20 protein-coding genes are annotated in these 20112 nt (G+C 55.0%); 12 read left to right on the top strand and 8 right to left on the bottom strand.

Annotated features, from left to right (window positions below; translation table 11 throughout):
• The first annotated feature begins 369 nt into the window (after positions 1 to 369).
• The 6 genes from topA to acnA all read left to right on the top strand — a co-directional run bounded on the left by topA (position 370) and on the right by acnA (position 7887).
• Entirely contained in the window at positions 370 to 2967 is a 2598-nt protein-coding gene (topA, locus tag AAE045_RS07270) for a type I DNA topoisomerase (RefSeq protein ID WP_455547125.1), read from the top strand.
• Positions 2968 to 3164: 197 nt separating this feature from the next.
• Positions 3165 to 4139 carry an HTH-type transcriptional regulator CysB gene (gene cysB / locus AAE045_RS07265; protein WP_172569831.1) on the top strand — a complete coding sequence of 325 codons (975 nt, stop codon included), beginning with the start codon at positions 3165 to 3167 and terminating at the stop codon, positions 4137 to 4139.
• A gap of 311 nt (positions 4140 to 4450) precedes the next feature.
• Positions 4451 to 4612: a YmiA family putative membrane protein gene (locus AAE045_RS07260; protein WP_202303686.1), complete on the top strand. Its 162-nt coding sequence runs from the start codon at positions 4451 to 4453 to the stop codon at positions 4610 to 4612.
• 2 nt (positions 4613 to 4614) lie between these two features.
• Positions 4615 to 4794 carry a hypothetical protein gene (locus AAE045_RS07255; protein WP_455547124.1) on the top strand — a complete coding sequence of 60 codons (180 nt, stop codon included), beginning with the start codon at positions 4615 to 4617 and terminating at the stop codon, positions 4792 to 4794.
• A 162-nt stretch (positions 4795 to 4956) separates the two neighbouring features.
• Positions 4957 to 5055, top strand: coding sequence for a small membrane protein YmiC (gene ymiC, locus AAE045_RS07250; RefSeq protein WP_455427985.1), 99 nt, complete (start codon positions 4957 to 4959; stop codon positions 5053 to 5055).
• 156 nt (positions 5056 to 5211) lie between these two features.
• On the top strand, positions 5212 to 7887 hold the full coding sequence (acnA, locus tag AAE045_RS07245) for an aconitate hydratase AcnA (RefSeq protein WP_455547123.1): 2676 nt from the start codon (positions 5212 to 5214) through the stop codon (positions 7885 to 7887).
• Between the two features lie 107 nt (positions 7888 to 7994).
• Here acnA and ribA read toward each other — a convergent pair whose 3' ends face one another.
• A complete protein-coding gene (ribA, locus tag AAE045_RS07240; protein ID WP_455427987.1) occupies positions 7995 to 8585 on the bottom strand; it encodes a GTP cyclohydrolase II in 591 nt (196 codons plus the stop codon).
• 206 nt (positions 8586 to 8791) lie between these two features.
• Here ribA and pgpB point away from each other — a divergent pair, with 206 nt between their 5' ends.
• The 5 genes from pgpB (at position 8792) to yciH (ending at position 12449) form a co-directional block, all read left to right on the top strand.
• Positions 8792 to 9556, top strand: a complete 765-nt coding sequence (pgpB, locus tag AAE045_RS07235; protein ID WP_455547122.1) for a phosphatidylglycerophosphatase B — start codon at positions 8792 to 8794, stop codon at positions 9554 to 9556.
• Between the two features lie 137 nt (positions 9557 to 9693).
• On the top strand, positions 9694 to 9999 hold the full coding sequence (locus AAE045_RS07230) for a LapA family protein (RefSeq protein ID WP_455547121.1): 306 nt from the start codon (positions 9694 to 9696) through the stop codon (positions 9997 to 9999).
• Between the two features lie 6 nt (positions 10000 to 10005).
• Positions 10006 to 11175, top strand: coding sequence for a lipopolysaccharide assembly protein LapB (lapB, locus tag AAE045_RS07225; protein WP_455547120.1), 1170 nt, complete (start codon positions 10006 to 10008; stop codon positions 11173 to 11175).
• 207 nt (positions 11176 to 11382) lie between these two features.
• Entirely contained in the window at positions 11383 to 12120 is a 738-nt protein-coding gene (pyrF, locus tag AAE045_RS07220) for an orotidine-5'-phosphate decarboxylase (protein WP_455547119.1), read from the top strand.
• A 2-nt stretch (positions 12121 to 12122) separates the two neighbouring features.
• Entirely contained in the window at positions 12123 to 12449 is a 327-nt protein-coding gene (gene yciH / locus AAE045_RS07215; protein ID WP_455547118.1) for a stress response translation initiation inhibitor YciH, read from the top strand.
• 129 nt (positions 12450 to 12578) lie between these two features.
• Here yciH and osmB read toward each other — a convergent pair whose 3' ends face one another.
• The 4 genes from osmB to AAE045_RS07195 all read right to left on the bottom strand — a co-directional run bounded on the left by osmB (position 12579) and on the right by AAE045_RS07195 (position 17195).
• Positions 12579 to 12797: an osmotically-inducible lipoprotein OsmB gene (gene osmB / locus AAE045_RS07210; RefSeq protein WP_271128996.1), complete on the bottom strand. Its 219-nt coding sequence runs from the start codon at positions 12795 to 12797 to the stop codon at positions 12579 to 12581.
• Between the two features lie 258 nt (positions 12798 to 13055).
• A complete protein-coding gene (gene yciT / locus AAE045_RS07205; RefSeq protein ID WP_455547117.1) occupies positions 13056 to 13814 on the bottom strand; it encodes a DNA-binding transcriptional regulator YciT in 759 nt (252 codons plus the stop codon).
• A gap of 43 nt (positions 13815 to 13857) precedes the next feature.
• Positions 13858 to 16290: a formate C-acetyltransferase/glycerol dehydratase family glycyl radical enzyme gene (locus AAE045_RS07200; RefSeq protein ID WP_455547116.1), complete on the bottom strand. Its 2433-nt coding sequence runs from the start codon at positions 16288 to 16290 to the stop codon at positions 13858 to 13860.
• Positions 16291 to 16295: 5 nt separating this feature from the next.
• On the bottom strand, positions 16296 to 17195 hold the full coding sequence (locus AAE045_RS07195; RefSeq protein ID WP_455547115.1) for a glycyl-radical enzyme activating protein: 900 nt from the start codon (positions 17193 to 17195) through the stop codon (positions 16296 to 16298).
• A 134-nt stretch (positions 17196 to 17329) separates the two neighbouring features.
• Between AAE045_RS07195 and fsa the strand changes: the two genes are divergently transcribed.
• On the top strand, positions 17330 to 17992 hold the full coding sequence (gene fsa, locus AAE045_RS07190; protein ID WP_455547114.1) for a fructose-6-phosphate aldolase: 663 nt from the start codon (positions 17330 to 17332) through the stop codon (positions 17990 to 17992).
• Between the two features lie 42 nt (positions 17993 to 18034).
• On the opposite strand, the gene yciZ is transcribed toward fsa, so the two are convergent.
• The 3 genes from yciZ to umuD all read right to left on the bottom strand — a co-directional run bounded on the left by yciZ (position 18035) and on the right by umuD (position 20040).
• A complete protein-coding gene (yciZ, locus tag AAE045_RS07185; RefSeq protein ID WP_202303587.1) occupies positions 18035 to 18217 on the bottom strand; it encodes a protein YciZ/DeoL in 183 nt (60 codons plus the stop codon).
• Positions 18218 to 18352: 135 nt separating this feature from the next.
• Positions 18353 to 19618, bottom strand: coding sequence for a Y-family DNA polymerase (locus AAE045_RS07180; RefSeq protein WP_455547113.1), 1266 nt, complete (start codon positions 19616 to 19618; stop codon positions 18353 to 18355).
• Positions 19618 to 20040: a translesion error-prone DNA polymerase V autoproteolytic subunit gene (gene umuD / locus AAE045_RS07175; RefSeq protein ID WP_271128748.1), complete on the bottom strand. Its 423-nt coding sequence runs from the start codon at positions 20038 to 20040 to the stop codon at positions 19618 to 19620. The genes AAE045_RS07180 and umuD overlap by 1 nt, the downstream gene beginning before the upstream one ends.
• Positions 20041 to 20112 lie beyond the last annotated feature (72 nt).

Here is a 20112-nt window from a genome sequence, read left to right as displayed (position 1 = left end):
CACTTGGCGGCGTTGGGCAATATCTCCCTGTAAAGTGTGGGCCTGCAAAAAAGTTGACCATGCTGGCGAGAAACGGTTTTGCATGCTAATAAAGTTGCGTATCGGATTTTATCAGGTAGAGTGTGACGCTTTCGCAAATCTGGCAAAGGATTTGCTTGACATTCAACCAAACTTCCGTCGTGCTATGTCACCTGTACGAAAGAGCCGTTATCTCAATCACCTGCGCTACGTCAGCTTTCAGACTGGGTGCTTGAAAAAAGAGTTGATCTCCCCTGAGGCTGCCGCAATATAAAAAAAGGCACGCTGATTGTGAGAGATTGAGGCAGCGTGCGACGTATTCTGGATGAATTAAATTAGGTAAAGGTGAATATGGGTAAAGCTCTCGTCATCGTTGAGTCCCCGGCAAAAGCCAAAACGATCAACAAATATCTCGGTAATGACTACGTGGTTAAGTCCAGCGTAGGTCATATCCGTGATTTGCCGACCAGTGGATCAACCACCAAGAAGAGCGCTGACTCTGCCTCCACCAAAACGACCAAAAAGGTCAAAAAGGATGAACGCGGCGCGCTCGTAAACCGTATGGGTGTCGACCCGTGGCACAGCTGGGAAGCCCAGTATGAAGTGCTGCCGGGCAAAGAAAAGGTGGTTTCAGAACTGAAATCCCTTGCTGAGAAAGCCGACCATATCTATCTCGCAACCGACCTTGACCGCGAAGGGGAGGCCATTGCATGGCACCTGCGGGAAGTGATCGGGGGCGATGAATCGCGCTATAGCCGCGTGGTGTTTAACGAAATCACCAAAAATGCTATCCAGCAGGCCTTCGAAAAGCCGGGCGAACTGAATATTGACCGTGTTAACGCTCAGCAGGCGCGCCGCTTTATGGACCGCGTCGTGGGCTACATGGTTTCTCCGCTGCTGTGGAAGAAAATTGCCCGTGGCCTGTCCGCAGGCCGTGTGCAGTCCGTTGCGGTGCGTCTGGTCGTGGAGCGTGAGCGCGAAATCAAAGCGTTCGTGCCGGAAGAGTTCTGGGAAATTGATGCCAATCTGGCAACGCCTAAGGGCGACAACTTGCCGGTTCAGGTCAGCCACCACAAAGATAAACCCTTCCGTCCGGTCAATCGTGAACAGACCATGGCGGCGGTCAGCGAGCTTGAAAAAGCGAGCTACAGCGTACTTGAGCGTGAAGATAAGCCGACCAGCAGCAAGCCTGGCGCGCCGTTTATCACCTCCACGCTGCAGCAGGCGGCAAGCACCCGTCTTGGTTTTGGCGTCAAGAAAACCATGATGATGGCGCAGCGCCTGTATGAAGCGGGCCACATCACCTACATGCGTACCGACTCCACGAACCTGAGCCAGGACGCGGTGAACATGGTGCGTGAGTACATCGGCGAGAACTTTGGCAAGAAATACCTGCCAGAGTCACCGCTTCAGTACTCCAATAAAGAGAATTCTCAGGAAGCGCACGAAGCGATTCGTCCTTCTGACGTCGGCGTAGTTTCTGAATCCCTGAAGGATATGGAAGCGGACGCGCAGAAGCTTTATCAGCTGATCTGGCGCCAGTTCGTGGCCTGTCAGATGACGCCTGCGCAGTACGACTCCACGACCTTAACCGTTGCCGCCGGTGACTACCGCCTGAAAGCGCGTGGCCGTATCCTGCGCTTCGACGGCTGGACGAAAGTGATGCCTGCGCTGCGCAAAGGCGACGAAGACAAAACGCTGCCTGCGGTGAACAAGGGTGACGCGATGTCGCTGGTTGAACTGCTGCCGGGCCAGCACTTTACCAAGCCGCCCGCTCGTTTTAGCGAAGCGTCGCTGGTGAAAGAGCTGGAAAAACGCGGTATCGGTCGTCCTTCCACCTATGCGTCTATCATTTCCACTATCCAGGATCGTGGCTATGTGCGTGTGGAAAACCGTCGTTTCTATGCGGAAAAAATGGGCGAGATCGTCACCGATCGTCTGGAAGAGAACTTCCGCGAGCTGATGAACTACGACTTCACCGCGCAGATGGAAAACAACCTCGACCAGGTGGCCAACAATCAGGCCGAGTGGAAAGGGGTGCTGGACGAGTTCTTTACCGATTTCAGCGGCCAGCTTGAAAAAGCGGCGCAGGAGCCGGAAGAGGGCGGGATGCGCCCGAACCAGATGGTGCTCACCAGCATCGACTGCCCGACCTGTGGCCGTCAGATGGGTATCCGTACCGCCAGCACCGGCGTGTTCCTGGGCTGTTCCGGCTACGCGCTGCCGCCGAAAGAGCGTTGCAAGACCACCATTAACCTGGTGCCGGAAAACGAAGTGCTCAACGTCCTTGAGGGCGACGACGCGGAAACTAACGCCCTGCGCGCTAAGCGTCGCTGTGCTAAATGCGGTACCGCGATGGACAGCTACCTCATCGATCCGAAGCGCAAGCTGCACGTTTGTGGTAATAACCCAACCTGCGACGGCTACGAAATCGAAGAGGGCGAGTTCCGTATCAAAGGTTATGACGGCCCTATCGTTGAATGCGAAAAATGTGGTTCTGAAATGCACCTGAAAATGGGGCGCTTCGGTAAATACATGGCCTGCACCAACGACGACTGTAAGAACACCCGTAAGATTCTGCGCAACGGCGAAGTGGCACCTCCGAAGGAAGATCCGGTTCCACTGCCGGAGCTGCCGTGCGAGAAATCAGACGCCTACTTTGTTCTGCGTGACGGCGCGGCCGGCGTGTTCCTGGCGGCTAACACCTTCCCTAAATCGCGTGAAACCCGCGCGCCGTTAGTGGAAGAGCTGTACCGCTTCCGTGACCGTCTGCCGGAGAAGCTGCGCTATCTGGCCGACGCCCCGCAGCAGGACGCGGACGGTAACAAGTCGGTGGTACGCTTTAGCCGCAAGACCAAACAGCAGTACGTTTCCTCCGAGAAAGACGGTAAGGCCACCGGCTGGTCCGCCTTCTTCGTCGACGGGAAATGGGTTGAAGGGAAGAAGTAATTTTCCTGTGAAATGAAAAACCGGAGCCTGGCTCCGGTTTTTTTATATCCCCTTATATAACCTCTTTATTATTTTTTCTTAACATCTATACAGAGAAGATATAACTGATATAGTGATCCCATCGCATCTTGTCACTTTCATATCGTCTTACTCCCCGCATCGCCTGCGACGGGGCGTTTTGACCTGGATGGTAAGTCATGAAACTACAGCAGCTTCGTTATATCGTTGAGGTGGTCAACCACAATCTTAACGTCTCGTCGACGGCGGAAGGGCTATATACCTCTCAACCGGGCATCAGCAAGCAGGTACGCATGCTGGAAGATGAGCTGGGGATACAGATTTTTGCCCGTAGCGGCAAGCATCTCACCCAGGTCACCCCCGCAGGGCAGGAGATCATTCGTATTGCCCGTGAGGTGCTTTCAAAGGTGGACGCCATTAAATCCGTTGCCGGTGAGCACACGTGGCCGGATAAAGGCTCCCTTTACGTGGCAACTACCCACACACAGGCTCGTTATGCTCTGCCCGGCGTAATTAAAGGTTTTATTGAGCGTTACCCGCGGGTTTCCCTGCATATGCATCAGGGCTCGCCTACGCAGATTGCTGAGGCCGTTTCTAAGGGCAACGCGGACTTTGCCATCGCGACCGAAGCGCTGCATCTTTATGACGACCTGGTGATGCTGCCTTGCTACCACTGGAACCGTTCTATTGTCGTGACGCCGGATCATCCGCTGGCATCCAAAGAGTCCGTAACCATTGAAGAGCTCGCGCAGTACCCGCTGGTTACTTATACCTTCGGCTTTACGGGGCGATCGGAGCTGGACACCGCGTTTAATCGCGCAGGCTTAACGCCACGCATCGTCTTTACGGCGACCGACGCGGACGTGATTAAAACCTACGTCCGCCTTGGCCTTGGCGTCGGGGTCATCGCCAGCATGGCGGTAGATCCGGTCTCCGACCCGGATCTGGTAAGGATTGAAGCGCAGGGCGTATTCAGCCACAGCACCACCAAAATAGGCTTCCGCCGCAGCACCTTCCTGCGCAGCTATATGTATGATTTTATTCAGCGCTTTGCGCCGCACCTGACGCGAGACGTAGTGGACACTGCCGTTGCGCTACGCTCCAATGAAGATATTGAAGCGATGTTTAAAGATATTAAATTACCCGCCAAATAATGACGCACGGTACCTTCTTATACGAAAGAGGGTACCGTTCTATTTTCCACTGGGAAATACGAATTAAACTCATCCGAATTTAAATCCCCCCTTAATACCCTTTCATTTAAAATGGTTAATATGTCTCTAATATGCGACAGGCGTAGTTAATAATTAACCGCAGCGCAAATCTTAGAGTTCAATAACTTATTTCATGTCAAAAGATTAAATCTTTTCCTGAAAACAGCGCGCAAAACCGCTGGCTTTTGAGCTAGAGTTTCTTTAGGATTAATCCCAACAGCCGATTGTTTATACCGATTGTTAATGAATTTCTGATAAGTGGTGTCGATTGTATGAGGTTAGCAATGCCTGCAGGACGTGAACAACCGCAAAGGGATCCCGAGCTTAAACGCAAAGCATGGCTTGCGGTCTTTCTGGTTTCAGGCCTGTTCTGGCTGGTGGTCGCGCTGGTGGCCTGGCATTACTGGAGCTGAAAATGGTGACTCACGGACAAGTCCAGCAGCCCGATCCTGTGTGTCAACAGGATGACAAGACCCTTCAGACGCTGAAGGGAGGAAAAAACGCCAAAAACGTGTCCCCCGAGCGCTGGAAGCTGTCAAAGCAGCAGCAGGAGTTTATCGACCTTTTTGCTGCTGACGATCACAAAAAACAATAATTACTCATTTTATTTACGTTCAATTAACTTGCTGTCAATCACACTTTTTATATTAGCGGCAGCAAACTGGCGTACTTATTAATAACTACACACGGCAATATTCTTCGCGACTGCTTAATTAGTCAGTCAATGTGCATAGCGTATATAAAAAGAGTAATGCTTATGATTAACTTCGGAAGTCTTAAATACTGGTCATGGGTTGGCGCGTTCACCGTTTCGGTGTTGTTCTGGGCGCAGCTGATCGCCACGCTGGCTAACTAATTCAAACGCCCTGGCTGCATGCCCGGGCGTTTTCGTCTCCGCAGCCGCCAGAATGGGCCATTTATCATTTTGGGTTGTTATCAAAACGTTACGACATGTTTGTGTTATCTTTAATAGTGACCCTGAATTCACTCAGGACATCGTTAAGGAGGAGCTATGTCGTCAACCCTACGAGAAGCCAGTAAGGATACGCTACAGGCGCTGGATAAAACCTATCACTACTACAGCCTGCCGCTGGCATCAAAGGAACTTGGGGATATCACCCGTCTACCCAAGTCGCTAAAAGTTCTGCTCGAAAACCTGCTGCGCTGGCAGGATGAAGATTCGGTGACCCGAGAGGATATTCATGCGCTGGCGGGCTGGCTGAAAAATGCCCACGCCGACCGTGAAATTGCCTACCGCCCGGCGCGCGTATTAATGCAGGATTTTACCGGCGTTCCCGCAGTCGTCGATCTGGCCGCGATGCGTGAAGCCGTCAAACGTCTCGGCGGCGACACCGCCAAAGTAAACCCACTTTCCCCCGTCGACCTGGTCATTGACCACTCCGTTACCGTTGACCACTTCGGCGATGATGATGCCTTCGAAGAAAACGTGCGCCTGGAGATGGAGCGTAACCACGAGCGTTATGTCTTCCTGCGCTGGGGCCAGCAGGCTTTCAGCCGTTTCAGCGTTGTGCCACCGGGCACCGGCATTTGTCACCAGGTAAACCTTGAGTATCTCGGGAAAGCTGTCTGGAGCGAAATGCAGGGCGATGAGCTCGTGGCCTATCCCGACACGCTGGTCGGCACAGACTCCCACACCACGATGATCAACGGCCTCGGCGTTCTGGGCTGGGGAGTGGGGGGCATCGAGGCGGAAGCGGCCATGCTCGGCCAGCCGGTATCAATGCTGATCCCCGACGTTGTAGGCTTTAAACTCGACGGTAAACTTGGCGAAGGTATTACCGCCACCGACCTGGTGCTGACCGTCACGCAGATGCTGCGCAAGCACGGCGTGGTGGGCAAATTTGTTGAATTTTACGGTGACGGGCTGGACTCGCTGCCGCTGGCGGATCGCGCCACCATTGCCAATATGGCCCCTGAATACGGCGCAACCTGTGGCTTCTTCCCGATTGACGGCGTCACGCTGGACTACATGCGCCTGAGCGGCCGCACGGAAGATCAGATTGCGCTGGTTGAGGCCTACGCTAAAGCACAGGGTATGTGGCGCAATACCGGCGATGAACCCGTCTTTACCAGCACGCTGTCGCTGGATATGAACGAAGTTGAGGCGAGCCTTGCCGGGCCAAAACGCCCGCAGGATCGTGTTGCGCTGGGTGATGTACCCAAAGCCTTTAGCGCCAGCAACGAACTTGAAGTCAATTCATCGCAAAAAGACCGTGCTCCGGTTAACTACACGATGGGCGGGCACCAATATCAGCTTCCTGACGGAGCCGTTGTTATCGCCGCCATCACCTCCTGTACCAACACCTCTAACCCGAGCGTGCTGATGGCAGCGGGGCTGCTGGCGAAGAAGGCCCTGACGCTGGGCCTGAAACGACAGCCGTGGGTCAAGGCCTCACTGGCTCCGGGCTCCAAAGTTGTTTCTGATTACCTGGCGAAGGCCAGACTGACGCCGTATCTGGACGATCTTGGCTTCAACCTTGTGGGCTACGGTTGCACAACCTGCATCGGTAACTCCGGGCCGCTGCCGGATCCTATTGAGCAGGCGATCAAAAAAGGCGATCTCACCGTCGGTGCGGTGCTTTCCGGTAACCGTAACTTTGAAGGCCGTATCCATCCGCTGGTGAAAACGAACTGGCTGGCGTCGCCGCCGCTGGTGGTTGCCTACGCGCTGGCCGGGAACATGAACGTTAACCTGATGACCGACCCGCTGGGTCACGACCGCAAAGGCGACCCGGTTTATCTGAAAGATATCTGGCCGAGCAGCCAGGAGATCGCCCGCGCGGTAGCCCAGGTATCCACTGAAATGTTCAACAAAGAATATGCTGAGGTCTTCGAAGGCACGCCGGAGTGGCGCAATATTCAGGTTGACCGGTCCGACACCTACGGCTGGCAGAGCGATTCTACCTATATACGCTTGTCACCATTCTTCGATGACATGGAGGCCGAGCCGAAACCCGTTGAGGATATCCACGGTGCCCGCGTGCTGGCCATGTTGGGGGATTCGGTCACTACGGACCACATCTCCCCTGCGGGGAGTATCAAGCCAGACAGCCCGGCGGGACGCTATCTGCAAAATCACGGCGTGGAGCGCAAAGACTTCAACTCCTACGGATCGCGCCGCGGTAACCACGAGGTGATGATGCGCGGCACCTTTGCCAACATCCGTATCCGCAATGAAATGGTTCCCGGCGTTGAAGGCGGCATGACGCGCCTGCTGCCCGGCGATGAGCTGATGTCCATCTACGATGCGGCAATGCGCTATCAGGCCAAAGGCATTCCGCTGGCGGTCATCGCCGGTAAAGAGTACGGATCCGGCTCAAGCCGCGACTGGGCGGCAAAAGGCCCGCGCTTGCTGGGGGTGAGGGTGGTGATTTCCGAATCGTTCGAACGTATCCACCGTTCAAACCTGATTGGCATGGGCATTCTGCCGCTTGAGTTCCCGCAGGGCGTAACGCGCAAAACGCTGGGCCTGACGGGAGATGAGACGCTTGATATCTCCGGCCTGAACGACCTGAAGCCAGGTGCGACGGTGCCGGTGACGCTGACTCATGCCGACGGTCGCAAAGAGGTGGTTGAGTGTCGCTGCCGAATCGACACCGGAAATGAGTTAACCTATTTCCAGAACGACGGCATTTTGCACTATGTGATACGTAATATGCTGAAGTGAGAAAGTAGATCCGCCTGAAGCGTAGGGCGGATAAACGAAGTGTCATCCGCCACAGGGTTGTCTGGTGGATGGCGCTGCCGCTTATCCACCCTACAATTTCTTGAGAATTATTCGGAAAGCAAATGCCCCATCTTCGCCGCTTTCGTGTCCAGATAGTGCGCGTTCTTCGGGTTACGCCCCACGATTAACGGCACTCGCTCAACGATATTAATACCCGCCTCGCTCAGAATTTCGACTTTCTTCGGGTTGTTGGTCAGCAGACGCACCGCGTCCACGCCCAGCAGCTTGAACATATCCGCGCATAGGGTGAAGTCCCGCTCGTCTGCCGCAAAGCCTAACTGATGGTTTGCTTCGACCGTATCGTAACCTTTGTCCTGCAGGGCGTAGGCGCGGATTTTATTCAGCAGCCCAATATTCCTGCCTTCCTGACGATGGTAAAGCAGCACGCCGCGGCCTTCTTCGGCAATGTGCGACAGCGCGGCTTCGAGCTGGAAACCGCAGTCGCAGCGCAGGCTAAACAGCGCGTCACCCGTCAGGCATTCTGAATGCACGCGGGCCAGTACGGATTGATCCCCGGTAATATCACCAAAAACCAGGGCCACGTGGTCCTGCCCGGTTGCCAGTTCTTCAAAACCCACCATCAGGAAATCGCCCCATGGGGTAGGCAGTTTGGCTTCTGCCACACGTTTAAGCTGCATGTGATTCTCCAGGTACTTATTTTGACGCCCGTGGGCGACTGCCAGCTTTCTGGCGGCAATGATTATCGTTATTTTGCCACAAGGCGGAACACTTCGCCTAATAGACTGGGTGGTCTGCTATTTTTACCTGTAGCAGAACGTGCCGTTTTCCCATCCGTGCACTTTTTCGGGTATCCTTGGGCGACTTTGATTGTTAAGGAGCAACAATGCGGGCTATCGCTAAACGAACGGCTGCCGGTGCCGGAGTGCTGTTAATCATGCCGTTAACCGTCTGGTTTTCTGGCTGGCAATGGGCGCCGGATGGCGGTAACGCCTGGCTTAAAGCGATGTATTGGGTCACAGAGACCGTGACTCAGCCCTGGGGCATTATCACGCACGTTTTGCTCTGCGGCTGGTTCCTGTGGTGCCTCAGGTTCCGCTTAAAAGCGGCGCTGATGCTTTTTGCTATCCTTGGTTCGGCTATCCTTATTGGTCAGGGCGTTAAGTCGGTTATTAAAGATAAAGTCCAGGAGCCGCGTCCGTTTGTGGTCTGGCTTGAAAAAACGCAGCATGTCCCGACCGATGAGTTCTACAATTTAAAGCGTAAGCAGCGCGGTGAGCTGGTTAAAAACCAACTTTCCACCCACAGCGAAGTGCCGGGCTGGCTGCGTCAGCACTGGCAAAAAGAGACCGGTTTTGCGTTTCCGTCAGGCCACACGATGTTTGCCGCAAGCTGGGCATTATTAGGCGTTGGGCTGCTGTGGCCGCGTCGCCGCACGTTTACCATTGTCCTGCTGCTGGTATGGGCTACGGGCGTAATGGGGAGCCGTTTGCTGCTGGGCATGCACTGGCCACGGGATCTGGCGGTGGCTACGCTCATCTCCTGGCTGCTGGTCACGCTTGCTACCTGGCTTGCTCAAAAATGGTGTGGGCCGCTTACGCCACCGGCAGAAGAAGACCAGGAAATAGCCGAAAGGGACGAAGAACCTTGAGATTATTGATTTAAGCCCCATTTCTTATGAATTGGACGTCGCTAATGGATTCCCCGGGCTCCCCGGAAATGGTAATTTATACCGTTGAAAAGCATTAGGGCATAACAGTCGCGCAAGACCACATAACGGGAAGTAATGTGAAATATTTATTCATCTTTTTACTGCTGCTGGCGATCTTTGTGGTTTCCGTTACCCTGGGTGCGCAAAACGATCAGGTAGTCAATTTTAATTACCTGCTGGCGCAGGGCGAATACCGTGTCTCCACGTTGCTGGCAACGCTCTTTGCCGCTGGTTTTATCATCGGCTGGCTGATTTGCAGCCTGTTCTGGCTACGCGTGCGCATTCTGCTGGCGCGGGCCGACCGTAAAATTAAACGCCTTGAGCAACAGGTGTCCGTGGACCCAGTGGTGCCAGCGACCTCCGTTCCGGCAGTGAAGGAATAACCGTATATGCTGGAGCTGCTGTTTCTGCTGTTGCCCGTGGCTGCCGCTTACGGCTGGTACATGGGACGCAGAAGTGCGCATCAAGATAAACAGCAGGAAGCCAATCGCCTGTCGCGAGACTACGTCGCCGGGGTGAACTTCCTGCTGTCTAATCAGCAGGACAAAGCGGTCGATCTCTTCCTTGATATGCTCAAAGAAGATACCAGCACCGTGGAGGCTCACCTTACGCTTGGCAACCTCTTTCGTTCGCGCGGTGAGGTCGACCGCGCAATCCGTATCCATCAGTCGTTAATGGAAAGCGCCTCGTTGACCTACGAGCAGCGTCTGCTGGCCGTGCAGCAGCTTGGCCGTGATTACATGGCCGCCGGGCTGTACGACCGGGCAGAAGACATGTTTGCTCAGCTGGTAGACGAAACTGACTTCCGGGTCAGCGCGCTGCAGCAGCTGCTGCAGATCCATCAGGCAACCAGCGACTGGCAGAAAGCCATTGACGTTGCCGAACGCCTGGTCAAGCTCGGCAAAGACAAGCAGCGTACGGAAATTGCCCATTTTTACTGCGAGCTCGCGCTGCAGCTGATGGGCAGTGACGATCTGGATCGCGCCATGTCGCTGCTGAAGAAGGGCGCGGCGGCGGACAAAAATTGTGCCCGCGTCTCCATCATGATGGGCCGCATTTTCATGGCCAAAGGCGAGTACGCCAAAGCCGTCGAATCTTTGCAGCGCGTTATCGATCAGGATAGCGAGCTGGTCAGCGAAACGCTGGATATGCTGCAGGTCTGTTTCCAGCAGCTCAATAAACCTGACGAGTGGGAAGCGTTCCTCAAGCGCTGCGTTGAAGAGAATGCCGGTGCCGTAGCAGAACTGATGCTGGCCGGTATTCTGGAGCAGAAAGAGGGGGCCGATACGGCGCAGGTGTATATTAACCGGCAGCTGCAGCGCCACCCGACCATGCGCGTCTTCCACCGCCTGATTGATTACCATCTCCAGGAAGCAGAAGAAGGGCGTGCGAAAGAGAGTTTGATCGTATTACGTGATATGGTGGGCGAACAGGTGAGGACTAAACCGCGCTATCGCTGCCAGAAGTGTGGTTTCACCGCCTTCACGATGTACTGGCACTGCCCGTCATGCCGGGCCTGGTCAACCGTTAAGCCCATTCGGGGTCTGGACGGACAATAAAACGGCGGCGGGTTAGCGCCGTTTTTAAAAAAGCCTGCACTTTAGTTACAACATACTTGCCTATCGTTAAATCCCCTTATTCCGGCCTCGAGCAGCCATCGCCTGGCAGGGTGCAATGGCAACTGTAAATTTTCCCTGCGCGCGAGTAGAATGCTTGCCGTTTATCCCCTGCGCCGCGCTGGTGCCCAACAGTCAGAAGGTTAAGTCATGAATTCAACCGCATCCTCCTCCTCCCGTGTTGCCACCGATTCGCCAGTTGTCGTTGCGCTCGACTACGACAAGCGCGACAGCGCGCTGGCATTCGTCGACCGTATCGACCCGCAGGACTGCCGTCTGAAGGTCGGCAAGGAGATGTTCACGCTTTTCGGGCCGCAGTTCGTCAGCGATCTGCAGCAGCGCGGCTTTGATGTCTTCCTCGATTTAAAATTCCACGATATTCCAAACACCACCGCCCGTGCGGTTGCAGCAGCGGCCGAGCTTGGCGTATGGATGGTTAACGTCCACGCCAGCGGCGGGGCGCGCATGATGAGCGCGGCACGTGAGGCTTTAACTCCGTTTGGCAAAGATGCTCCGCTGCTGATCGCCGTCACCGTGCTGACCAGCATGGAAGCCAGCGATCTGGCTGATTTAGGGATTAACGCAAGCCCGGCGGATTACGCTGAACGCCTGGCGCGCCTGACGCAGAACTGCGGTCTGGACGGCGTGGTCTGTTCGGCTCATGAAGCAGTACGTTTTAAAAATGAGCTGGGTCAGGCATTTAAGCTGGTCACGCCTGGCATCCGTCCGGTTGGCAGCGAGGCGGGCGATCAGCGTCGCATTATGACGCCGGTTCAGGCGCAGACGGCGGGCGTGGACTATATGGTTATCGGGCGTCCGATCACCCAATCTGCCGATCCGGCGCAAACCCTGCGTGATATTCGCGCGTCGCTGCAACAGGGGGCATAAGCATGAAAGATAACAACAGCCGTCTGGTCTACTCCACGGATACGGGACGAATCGACGAGCCTAAAGCGGAAGCGGTGCGCCCGAAAGGGGACGGAATTGTACGAATCCAGCGTCAGACCAGCGGGCGCAAAGGCAAAGGGGTTTGCCTGATTACCGGTATCGATGCGGATGATACAACCCTTGCAACCCTTGCCGCCGAGCTGAAAAAGAAATGCGGCTGCGGTGGCTCGCTAAAAGAGGGAGTGATTGAAATTCAGGGGGATAAACGCGACCTGATTAAATCATTGCTGGAAGCAAAAGGAATGAAAGTAAAACTGGCGGGTGGCTAACGCTTTTATTTGATAGAAACTATCAGGCCACGGTAATTACCGTGGCCTTTTGTTATGTCTGCTGCAAGACCTGAAAGTCGTAACGTTTTTAATTCGTTAAAGCAATTAAGCTTTTGCTGGCATCCTGCCTTATTTACCGACCTGGTGACCGATAACACCACCTACCGCTGCGCCACCCAGGGTACCCAGGGTACTGCCATCGGTAAGTACCGCACCGCCTAACGCACCAGCACCCGCGCCAATCGCGGTATTGCGGTCACGTTTGGACCAGTTTGAACAAGCACTCAGTGACATCGCAACGGTTACAGCCAGCACGACGGCGGCAATTTTTTTGTTATTTAAGGTCATCATTTTTTCTCCTGAATAATTGATCCACGGAAACAAAGCCTCTCTACAAGTATAGCTTCTTAAGCGGAGCTTCCGTGAAACTGCTTAGCGATATAAACCCAAAATATAATTCGGGTGGCTGTTACTTCCTGTTATATCGCTAATAATTAGTCTAAATGTTACAGAAAATTAATACAGGTGAAAACTCTTAAAGGCGAGGCAGGATTAATCTGATTAGATCACTGTCTGTAACCTGACAGACAGTATCCGGGAATCGCGTTAGCTCAGAGGGAACTGCCTGACGATATCAATCTGGATGCCGCTGTCCTGCAGCTGCTGTCGGGCGGTATCGTTCAGGCCGTCGTCGGTGATGACGCGGCTGAAACGTGCCATTGGGCCGAGGGTGTAAGGATGGGTTGCGCCAAACTTGCTGCTGTCCGTCAGCACAATTGCTTCACTGCCTTTTTCCAGCACGGCGTTCACCACGTCGGCACGCATCATGTCGCGGCCGGTAAAGCCTGTTTCTGGCAAGAATCCATCAATACCGATAAATGCCTTACTGAAGTGAACCTGCTGAATGAACTGGCGGGTCAGAGGGCCGACCATGCTTTCACTTTTCTTCTGGTAAATGCCGCCCAGCAAGATTACTTCGCAGTTGGTATCTTTGAGAAGATGAGCGATATAACTGCTGACGGTGATAAGCGTCACGCGCTTGCGTTCGGCCAGCGTACGGGCGAGAAGGGCATTGCTGCTGCCGTTTTCAATGAACACCGTCTCACCGTCGTTAACCAGCGATGCTGCAAACCCGGCAAGATTCTGCTTCAGCGTGAAGTTGTTCATCATGCGGGTTTCGACGTCGTCACTTTCCAGCGGCACAGCGTAACCGTGGGCGCGACGCAGGTAGCTCCGCTTTTCCAGAAGGTTCAAATCCTGACGGATGGTCACTTCGGAAACGCCGGTTGTCTTAGCGAGATCGGCCACGCTCATGCGGCCCTGATCGATCACCATCTGTAATATGATTTGTTGTCTGGAATTCATGTCAGCCAATTATAGGCGGTGGTTTTCGCCACCGCCGAAGTTATCAAAGAGTGTGTTCAGTTCGGGCTATAATATCATCCTGCGCGTCCGGAGATAAGGCTGTAAAGAATGCCGAATAACCTGCTACTCGCACCACTAAATCGCGATACTTGTCAGGATGTTGTTTGGCATCGAGCAGCGTTTCGCGGGAAACGATGTTGTATTGCACGTGCCAGCCTTTATGCGCTTCGAAGAAGGTGCGCAGCATAAACATCAGTTTCTCACGGTCGCGCGGGTTATCGAGCGTGGCCGGATTAAGTTTCTGATTAAGCAGTACGCCGCCCAGAATCTTGCTGGTTGGCAACTTGCCTACGGAGCTTATTACCGCAGTCGGCCCCAGGCGGTCAGTACCTGATGCCGGGCTTGCCCCTTCCGCCAGCGGAGTTGTCGCCTTACGACCGTCAGGCGTTGCCATAGTTGCGGCGCCGAATGGGACGTTTGCGGAGATTGACGAGGTGCCCGCATAGTAGGTGCCGCCAATGGGCCCGCGTCCAAAACGGGTATTGTGATACTGCTTCAGTTCATCAATATAGGTCTGGTAGGCTCGCGCCAGCAGCAGATCCACCTCGTCTTCGTCATTGCCATACTTAGGCGCGCCGTTGATCAGACGCTGGCGCAGCTGTTCGCCGCTAAGCCCGTCAAAATCGTTCGCCAGCGCTTCGGCGAGCTGCTGCTGACCAATCACACCCTGTTCAAACACCAGCTTACGCACCGCCGCCAGGCTGTTGCCCAGGTTGGCGATCCCCACCTGCAGGCCAGAAACCCAGTCGTACTTCGCGCCGCCCTGTTTGATGCTCTTACCGCGTTCGATGCAGTCATCCACCAGCGCAGAGCACAGAATATCGTGGGCGTTTTCTTCCAGCACGGTATCTACCACGCATTCGATCTCAATGGACTTCTGCGTGTAGTAGCGAATCTGCTCGTCCCAGGCGTTCATCACCTCGTCGAAAGAGGTGAAGCTGCCGTCAGACAGCGCCTTTTCCTGCGGCAGGAAAACTTTCCCGCTGGTGGCGTCACGGCCGTGCTCAAGCGTTGCCAGCATGACGCGGGCAAAGTTGATGAAGCTCATGCCGGTGCAGCGGTAGCCCCACTTGCCGCCGACGGCGGTTTCGATGCAGCCAATCGCCGCATAATCGTAGGCATCTTCGCGGCTGACGCCGAGCCTGATGAACTCGTCGATAACTATTTCGTCGTTGTTAAAGGCAGGCATACCGAAGCCGCAGCGAATGACCTGAACGCAGGCGTCCAGGAAGTCATTGCTCATTCCCGCGTGATAGCGCACGCTAAGGTTTGGCTGGGTAGAGCGCAGCTGGCCGCAGGATTCCAGTACGGCATAAGAGAGCGGGTTGACCGCATCGACCGCATTCCCGTTGAGCAGCGTCTGGCCGCCGATGGTCACGTTCTGATACAGCGGGCTGCCCGCCGAGGCTTTGGAATGCGAGCCGGAGCGAATTTTATTTACCTCCAGCAGCTTAAGCCAGCAGCTTTGCAGCAGTTCGATAGCCTGCTCGCGGCCCAGGGTTTGCTCCAGCTCAACGTCGCGGCGGTACCAGGGATAAAGGTACTGGTCCAGACGACCAAAGCTGACGGAGTGGCCGTTGGATTCAATCTGCAGCACCAGCTGTACGAAGTAGCTCAGCTGTAGCGCCTGCCAGAAGGATTTCGGCGGCTGGTGGGCGATGTGTTCGCAGTTATCCGCCATTGCCAGCAGCTCGTCGCGGCGGGTAGGGCGGGGCTCTTTGCCCGCCATCTCTTTTGCCAGCGCCGCAAAGCGCAGGATATGGTCGCTCAGGGCGCAGAAAGTAATATCGATCGCCTTCAGGAACTGCTCTTTATGCAGATCGTCCCAGTCGGTGAGATGCAGACGTTCGCGGCGTTCTGCGACTTTTTCGCGCAGGCCATCAAGCCCCAGCTCCAGCAGCAGTGGGAAATTCACCGCCAGGTGCGCGTCGCCGGAGGTCATGTTGCCTTCGGCTTTGATAATGCCGGTGGCCAGCAGCGCTTTTTGCTCGTCGGTAAACATCCCGTAGCAGCGATCCTGCACCGTCTGGCCCCTCCACCACGGGCAGATTTCATGCATCACGGCTTTGTCTTCTTCCGTGATAGAGAAGCCCGCGCCCGGACGGTCGCCCAGCTCGTCGATCTCTGTTTCAATCCAGCCCACGGTATATTCCGGGAAGAACGGCGCGCCTCGCACGTGGCTGGCCTGGTTGCCGACGATCAGCTCATCGTGTTTGATCCAGATGGTGCGTTCGGCCAGATGATGCGCCAGCGCCAGCGCGCGGCGAACCGGCAGCGGCTTATCCTGATGCTGCTGATAAATAGTAGTGTAGTGCTGGGCGCGCTCGGTACACACCGGCGGCTTCACGATGTGGATCAGCGCTTCTTTGTGCGCTTTGACGCGCGGGCTGAGAAAGTTCAGGTTCAGTTCGGTCATGATGTTTATCCTCTTATCCAGGCGGTCATGCCTTTCTGGCTGGCATACTGTTCGGCAAACTGCAGCAGGTCGGGCGCATCAAGGGGTTTCTGCGCTGCCAGATAGGGCACGTTCAGGAGTTTGTATTTGTTGATACCTAAGGTGTGGTAGGGCAAAAAATGAATCGCCTTCGCGCCGATTTCGTCGGCGGCAAAATCGCTGATGGCGCGAATGGACCGCTCATCAGCGTTAAAATCAGGGATCAGCGGCACGCGAATGGTCATTTCTACGCCGTGGGCGGCAAGCCTGCGGAAGTTATCCAGCACCCGGTCGGCATTGCCGTCCGTCCACTGCTTAAAGCGCTGTTTATCGACGTGTTTCAGATCCGCCAGCAGCAGATCCAGATGCGGGAGTGAAGGTTCGATATACTTCCACGGTACGTGCAGGCAGGATTCTACGGCGGTGTTGATTCCGGCTTCTTTGCTGCGTTGCAGCAGCATGCGCGCCAGTTCAGGCTGCATAAACGGCTCGCCGCCCGAGAGGGTAATGCCGCCGCCGCTGCGGTCGTAAAACGGCTTATCGCGCAGCACTTTTTCCATAATGGCGTCTGCGCTTTGGGTTTCGCCGCACACGGTCAGCGCCTGCGTCGGACAGCAGTCGTTTAAAGCAAGAATGTCGGCATCGGTGACTTTTCCCCGGGCGATAACCAGTTTGTTATCTGTGCGGGAGATCGCCTGCGGCGCGGCATGCTGGCAAAGCTCGCATCCGGCGAGGCAGAGACGTTCGTCAAATAAGATGTCGTGCGTACGGGCGCGGCTTTCAGGGTTCTGGCACCAGCGGCAGCCGAGAGAGCAGCCTTTCAGGAAGACGACCGTGCGGATGCCCGGGCCGTCATGTGTCGAGTAACGCTGAATATTGAAAAGCATAATTACGCCCCTTAACTTTCTTTCGCAAATTAAATAGGTTTCGAATGAAAGTTTTATTGATTTCGATCAGGAATCAATCAGAAGGCGAAGCTATGATGACGGCAATGAGATCTGCAACGAATCTGGAGAACCTTATGGAACTGTATTTAGATACCGCCGACGTGGCTGCCGTTAAGCGGCTGGCCCGCGTTCTGCCCCTGCAGGGCGTGACGACTAACCCATCGATTGTTGCCAAAGCTGTCAAGCCGATCTGGGACGTATTACCTGCGTTGCAGGATGCGCTGGGTGGCGAAGGCAAGTTGTTTGCTCAGGTCATTGCGGCAAATGCGGATGAGATGGTGCGTGAAGCGCAGCTGTTGACCAGCCGCGTACCGGGAATCGTAGTGAAAGTACCGACGACGGTCGAAGGCCTTGCGGCGATGAAACAGCTGAAAGTTCTGGGCATCCCAACGCTTGGCACCGCTGTCTACGGTGCGGCACAGGGGCTGCTGGCCGCGCTGGCCGGTGCGGAATACGTTGCGCCGTATGTGAATCGCCTGGACGCGCAGGGCGGCGACGGCATTCAGATGGTTCAGGATCTGCAGCAGCTGCTGACGCTGCATGCGCCGCAGTCCAAAGTGTTGGCCGCGAGCTTCCGCACGCCGCATCAGGCCATGTCCTGCCTGCTGGCGGGCTGTGAGTCCATCACCTTACCGGTAGACGTCGCCGATCAGCTGCTGACCACGCCCGCCGTCACCGCCGCCATCGCTACCTTTGAAAAAGACTGGCAGGGTGCTTTTGGTTCTTTAAGCCTCTGATAAATGACTTCTTCTCCGCCGGGAGAGGAAATATCAGGTGTCTCAAATCTCCCACGGCGATTTTTTCAACTCGCCGTCCTGCGGCGCTTCGCCGCGGGCAATGCTCAGCAGCTCCGCCTTCAGGATCTCAAGGTTGTTAATCGCCGAGGCGTGATCGCCGCCGACCAGAATATCCAGCACCGTATCAATACGTCTGGCGAGCTGCTGCGGGTCCACTGTAGGCATAGCGCATCCTTTTATCTGCGGGTTAACGTTTACGAATAATGCAAAAAAAGGCCGCCAAAGAGAAGGCGCAGGCGCCATTTTTTCCGCTATTCATCAACAGATTATCGCACAAGATATAAGTAATGATTATTAGGGCTACAGTTTCGCGCGCAGCAAATCGCTAAACCGGGTGGTATAAGCCGGGGAGAGCATCTGGCGTTTCATTTCCCAGCTTTTCTGAATGCCCTGACCGGCAAACCAGATGCGGCCTTTGCCGCTGTGGTTGATGCCGTCCAGAACGGCCATCAGCTGTTCGCTGTTGCTGCGGGGCTGATACTCGTCGAATAAACCGAGCTGCGCTACGCCCTGGCTGTAGAAATCTCCCAGCATGACGCCGCACTTCTGAAATCTGTGCCCCTCCCGCCAGATGGTATCCAGGCACTTTGTCGCCGCGGCAACAATATCACGGCTATCCTGGGTTGGCGTCTGAAGCTTTGTTCCGGCGGTATTGCCGTAATAGGCCTCATTGACGGCAAAGGGGCTGGTTTTCACGAAGGCGGAAATATGGCGGCAATACTGATGTTCGCCACGTAATTTCTCCGCTGCCCGGGCGGCATGGCTGCAAATGGCCTCCCGCATTTGTTCATAGTCGCTGACCCGATCGCCGAACGAACGTGAACAGATAATTTGCTGCTTTGTCGGGACAAATTCCTCGAGCGCCAGGCAGGACTCGCCGCGCAGCTCTCGTACCGTGCGTTCAAGCACCACGCTGAAATGCTTTCTGATGAAGGGCGCTGACGCATCGGCAAGCTGGAGCGCCGTTTTAATGCCCATGTCGTTAAGCTTTTTAGAGATACGGCGACCAATGCCCCAGACGTCGCCGACATCGACCAGATTCATTAATTTACGCTGTCGCGCCATGATGGAGAGGTCGACGACGCCGCCCGTCTGCGGCCATTTTTTAGCCGCGTGATTGGCAAGTTTGGCGAGCGTTTTGGTCGGCCCGATGCCCACCCCGACGGTTAAGCCTGTCCACTGCAGGACTTTTGCTCTGACTTCCTGTCCGAAGGTTTCCAGATTCTGGCAGTGGCTCACCCCGTGCAGATCGATAAAAGCTTCATCAATGGAGTAAATTTCGACGCAGGGAGACATCTCTTCCAGAATTGTCATCACCCGGGCAGACATATCGGCGTACAGGGCGTAGTTACTGCTGAACGTCACTATTTTATGCCGCTCAAACTCGCTGCGCATTTTGAACCACGGAGTCCCCATCGGGACGCCCAGCGATTTTGCTTCAGCATTACGCGCTATGACGCAACCGTCGTTGTTGCTCAGAACGACAACGGGACGTCCCTTCAGGTCCGGGCGAAATACCGTTTCGCAGCTTGCGTAAAATGAATTAACGTCGGCCAGGGCAAACATCACTTAAATCCATTAATGCTGAACGTGACGACGCCAAAAATTTCCAGATCCTCACCCCCTTCCTGCAGGATAATCGGCGGGAAATTAGGGTTCATGGGAATAAGTTGCAGCAGAGGATGGGTGCAAAGGCGTTTTACAGTGTACTCGCCGCCGACTGACGCAATGATGATGTCACCATGTCTCGCCTGCAGGCTTCTGTCGACCACCAGCAATGACCCTTCGTAAATCCCGGCGTCTATCATCGACATGCCGGTAGCCATCACGAAATAGGTCGCTGCGGGATGACTGATGCAAAGCTCATTTAGATCGATGCCTTTTTCTATATAATCCTGCGCCGGGCTGGGAAATCCCGCAGAGACGCGTTCCAGGAAAAAGGGCAGGGTCAGCGAAGACAGATTGTCATCAGGACGGTACAACATCATGGTCGGTTACTCATATGTACTGTGAATATATACAGTGTTAACTGAATCGCTGTCGCGATCAAGCCGCTTGCC

The organism is Dryocola clanedunensis (assembly GCF_038405435.1).
Taxonomy (GTDB): Bacteria; Pseudomonadota; Gammaproteobacteria; order Enterobacterales; family Enterobacteriaceae; genus Dryocola; species Dryocola clanedunensis_A.
Note: the sequence above shows the minus strand (reverse complement) of the source record. Positions and strands in the feature narration are given on the sequence as shown.

Excerpts from the sequence above, each read along its gene's own strand:
- AAE045_RS07180 (WP_455547113.1), bottom strand. The coding sequence starts at position 19,618 with ATGTTTGCCCTGGCCGACGTTAATTCATTTTACGCAAGCTGCGAAACG.
- topA (WP_455547125.1), top strand. The coding sequence starts at position 370 with ATGGGTAAAGCTCTCGTCATCGTTGAGTCCCCGGCAAAAGCCAAAACG.
- yciZ (WP_202303587.1), bottom strand. The coding sequence starts at position 18,217 with ATGCCTACAGTGGACCCGCAGCAGCTCGCCAGACGTATTGATACGGTG.
- pgpB (WP_455547122.1), top strand. The coding sequence starts at position 8,792 with ATGCGGGCTATCGCTAAACGAACGGCTGCCGGTGCCGGAGTGCTGTTA.
- AAE045_RS07255 (WP_455547124.1), top strand. The coding sequence starts at position 4,615 with ATGGTGACTCACGGACAAGTCCAGCAGCCCGATCCTGTGTGTCAACAG.
- osmB (WP_271128996.1), bottom strand. The coding sequence starts at position 12,797 with ATGACCTTAAATAACAAAAAAATTGCCGCCGTCGTGCTGGCTGTAACC.
- yciH (WP_455547118.1), top strand. The coding sequence starts at position 12,123 with ATGAAAGATAACAACAGCCGTCTGGTCTACTCCACGGATACGGGACGA.
- ymiC (WP_455427985.1), top strand. The coding sequence starts at position 4,957 with ATGATTAACTTCGGAAGTCTTAAATACTGGTCATGGGTTGGCGCGTTC.
- cysB (WP_172569831.1), top strand. The coding sequence starts at position 3,165 with ATGAAACTACAGCAGCTTCGTTATATCGTTGAGGTGGTCAACCACAAT.
- umuD (WP_271128748.1), bottom strand. The coding sequence starts at position 20,040 with ATGATGTTGTACCGTCCTGATGACAATCTGTCTTCGCTGACCCTGCCC.
- yciT (WP_455547117.1), bottom strand. The coding sequence starts at position 13,814 with ATGAATTCCAGACAACAAATCATATTACAGATGGTGATCGATCAGGGC.
- fsa (WP_455547114.1), top strand. The coding sequence starts at position 17,330 with ATGGAACTGTATTTAGATACCGCCGACGTGGCTGCCGTTAAGCGGCTG.
- AAE045_RS07200 (WP_455547116.1), bottom strand. The coding sequence starts at position 16,290 with ATGACCGAACTGAACCTGAACTTTCTCAGCCCGCGCGTCAAAGCGCAC.
- AAE045_RS07195 (WP_455547115.1), bottom strand. The coding sequence starts at position 17,195 with ATGCTTTTCAATATTCAGCGTTACTCGACACATGACGGCCCGGGCATC.
- ribA (WP_455427987.1), bottom strand. The coding sequence starts at position 8,585 with ATGCAGCTTAAACGTGTGGCAGAAGCCAAACTGCCTACCCCATGGGGC.
- pyrF (WP_455547119.1), top strand. The coding sequence starts at position 11,383 with ATGAATTCAACCGCATCCTCCTCCTCCCGTGTTGCCACCGATTCGCCA.
- acnA (WP_455547123.1), top strand. The coding sequence starts at position 5,212 with ATGTCGTCAACCCTACGAGAAGCCAGTAAGGATACGCTACAGGCGCTG.
- lapB (WP_455547120.1), top strand. The coding sequence starts at position 10,006 with ATGCTGGAGCTGCTGTTTCTGCTGTTGCCCGTGGCTGCCGCTTACGGC.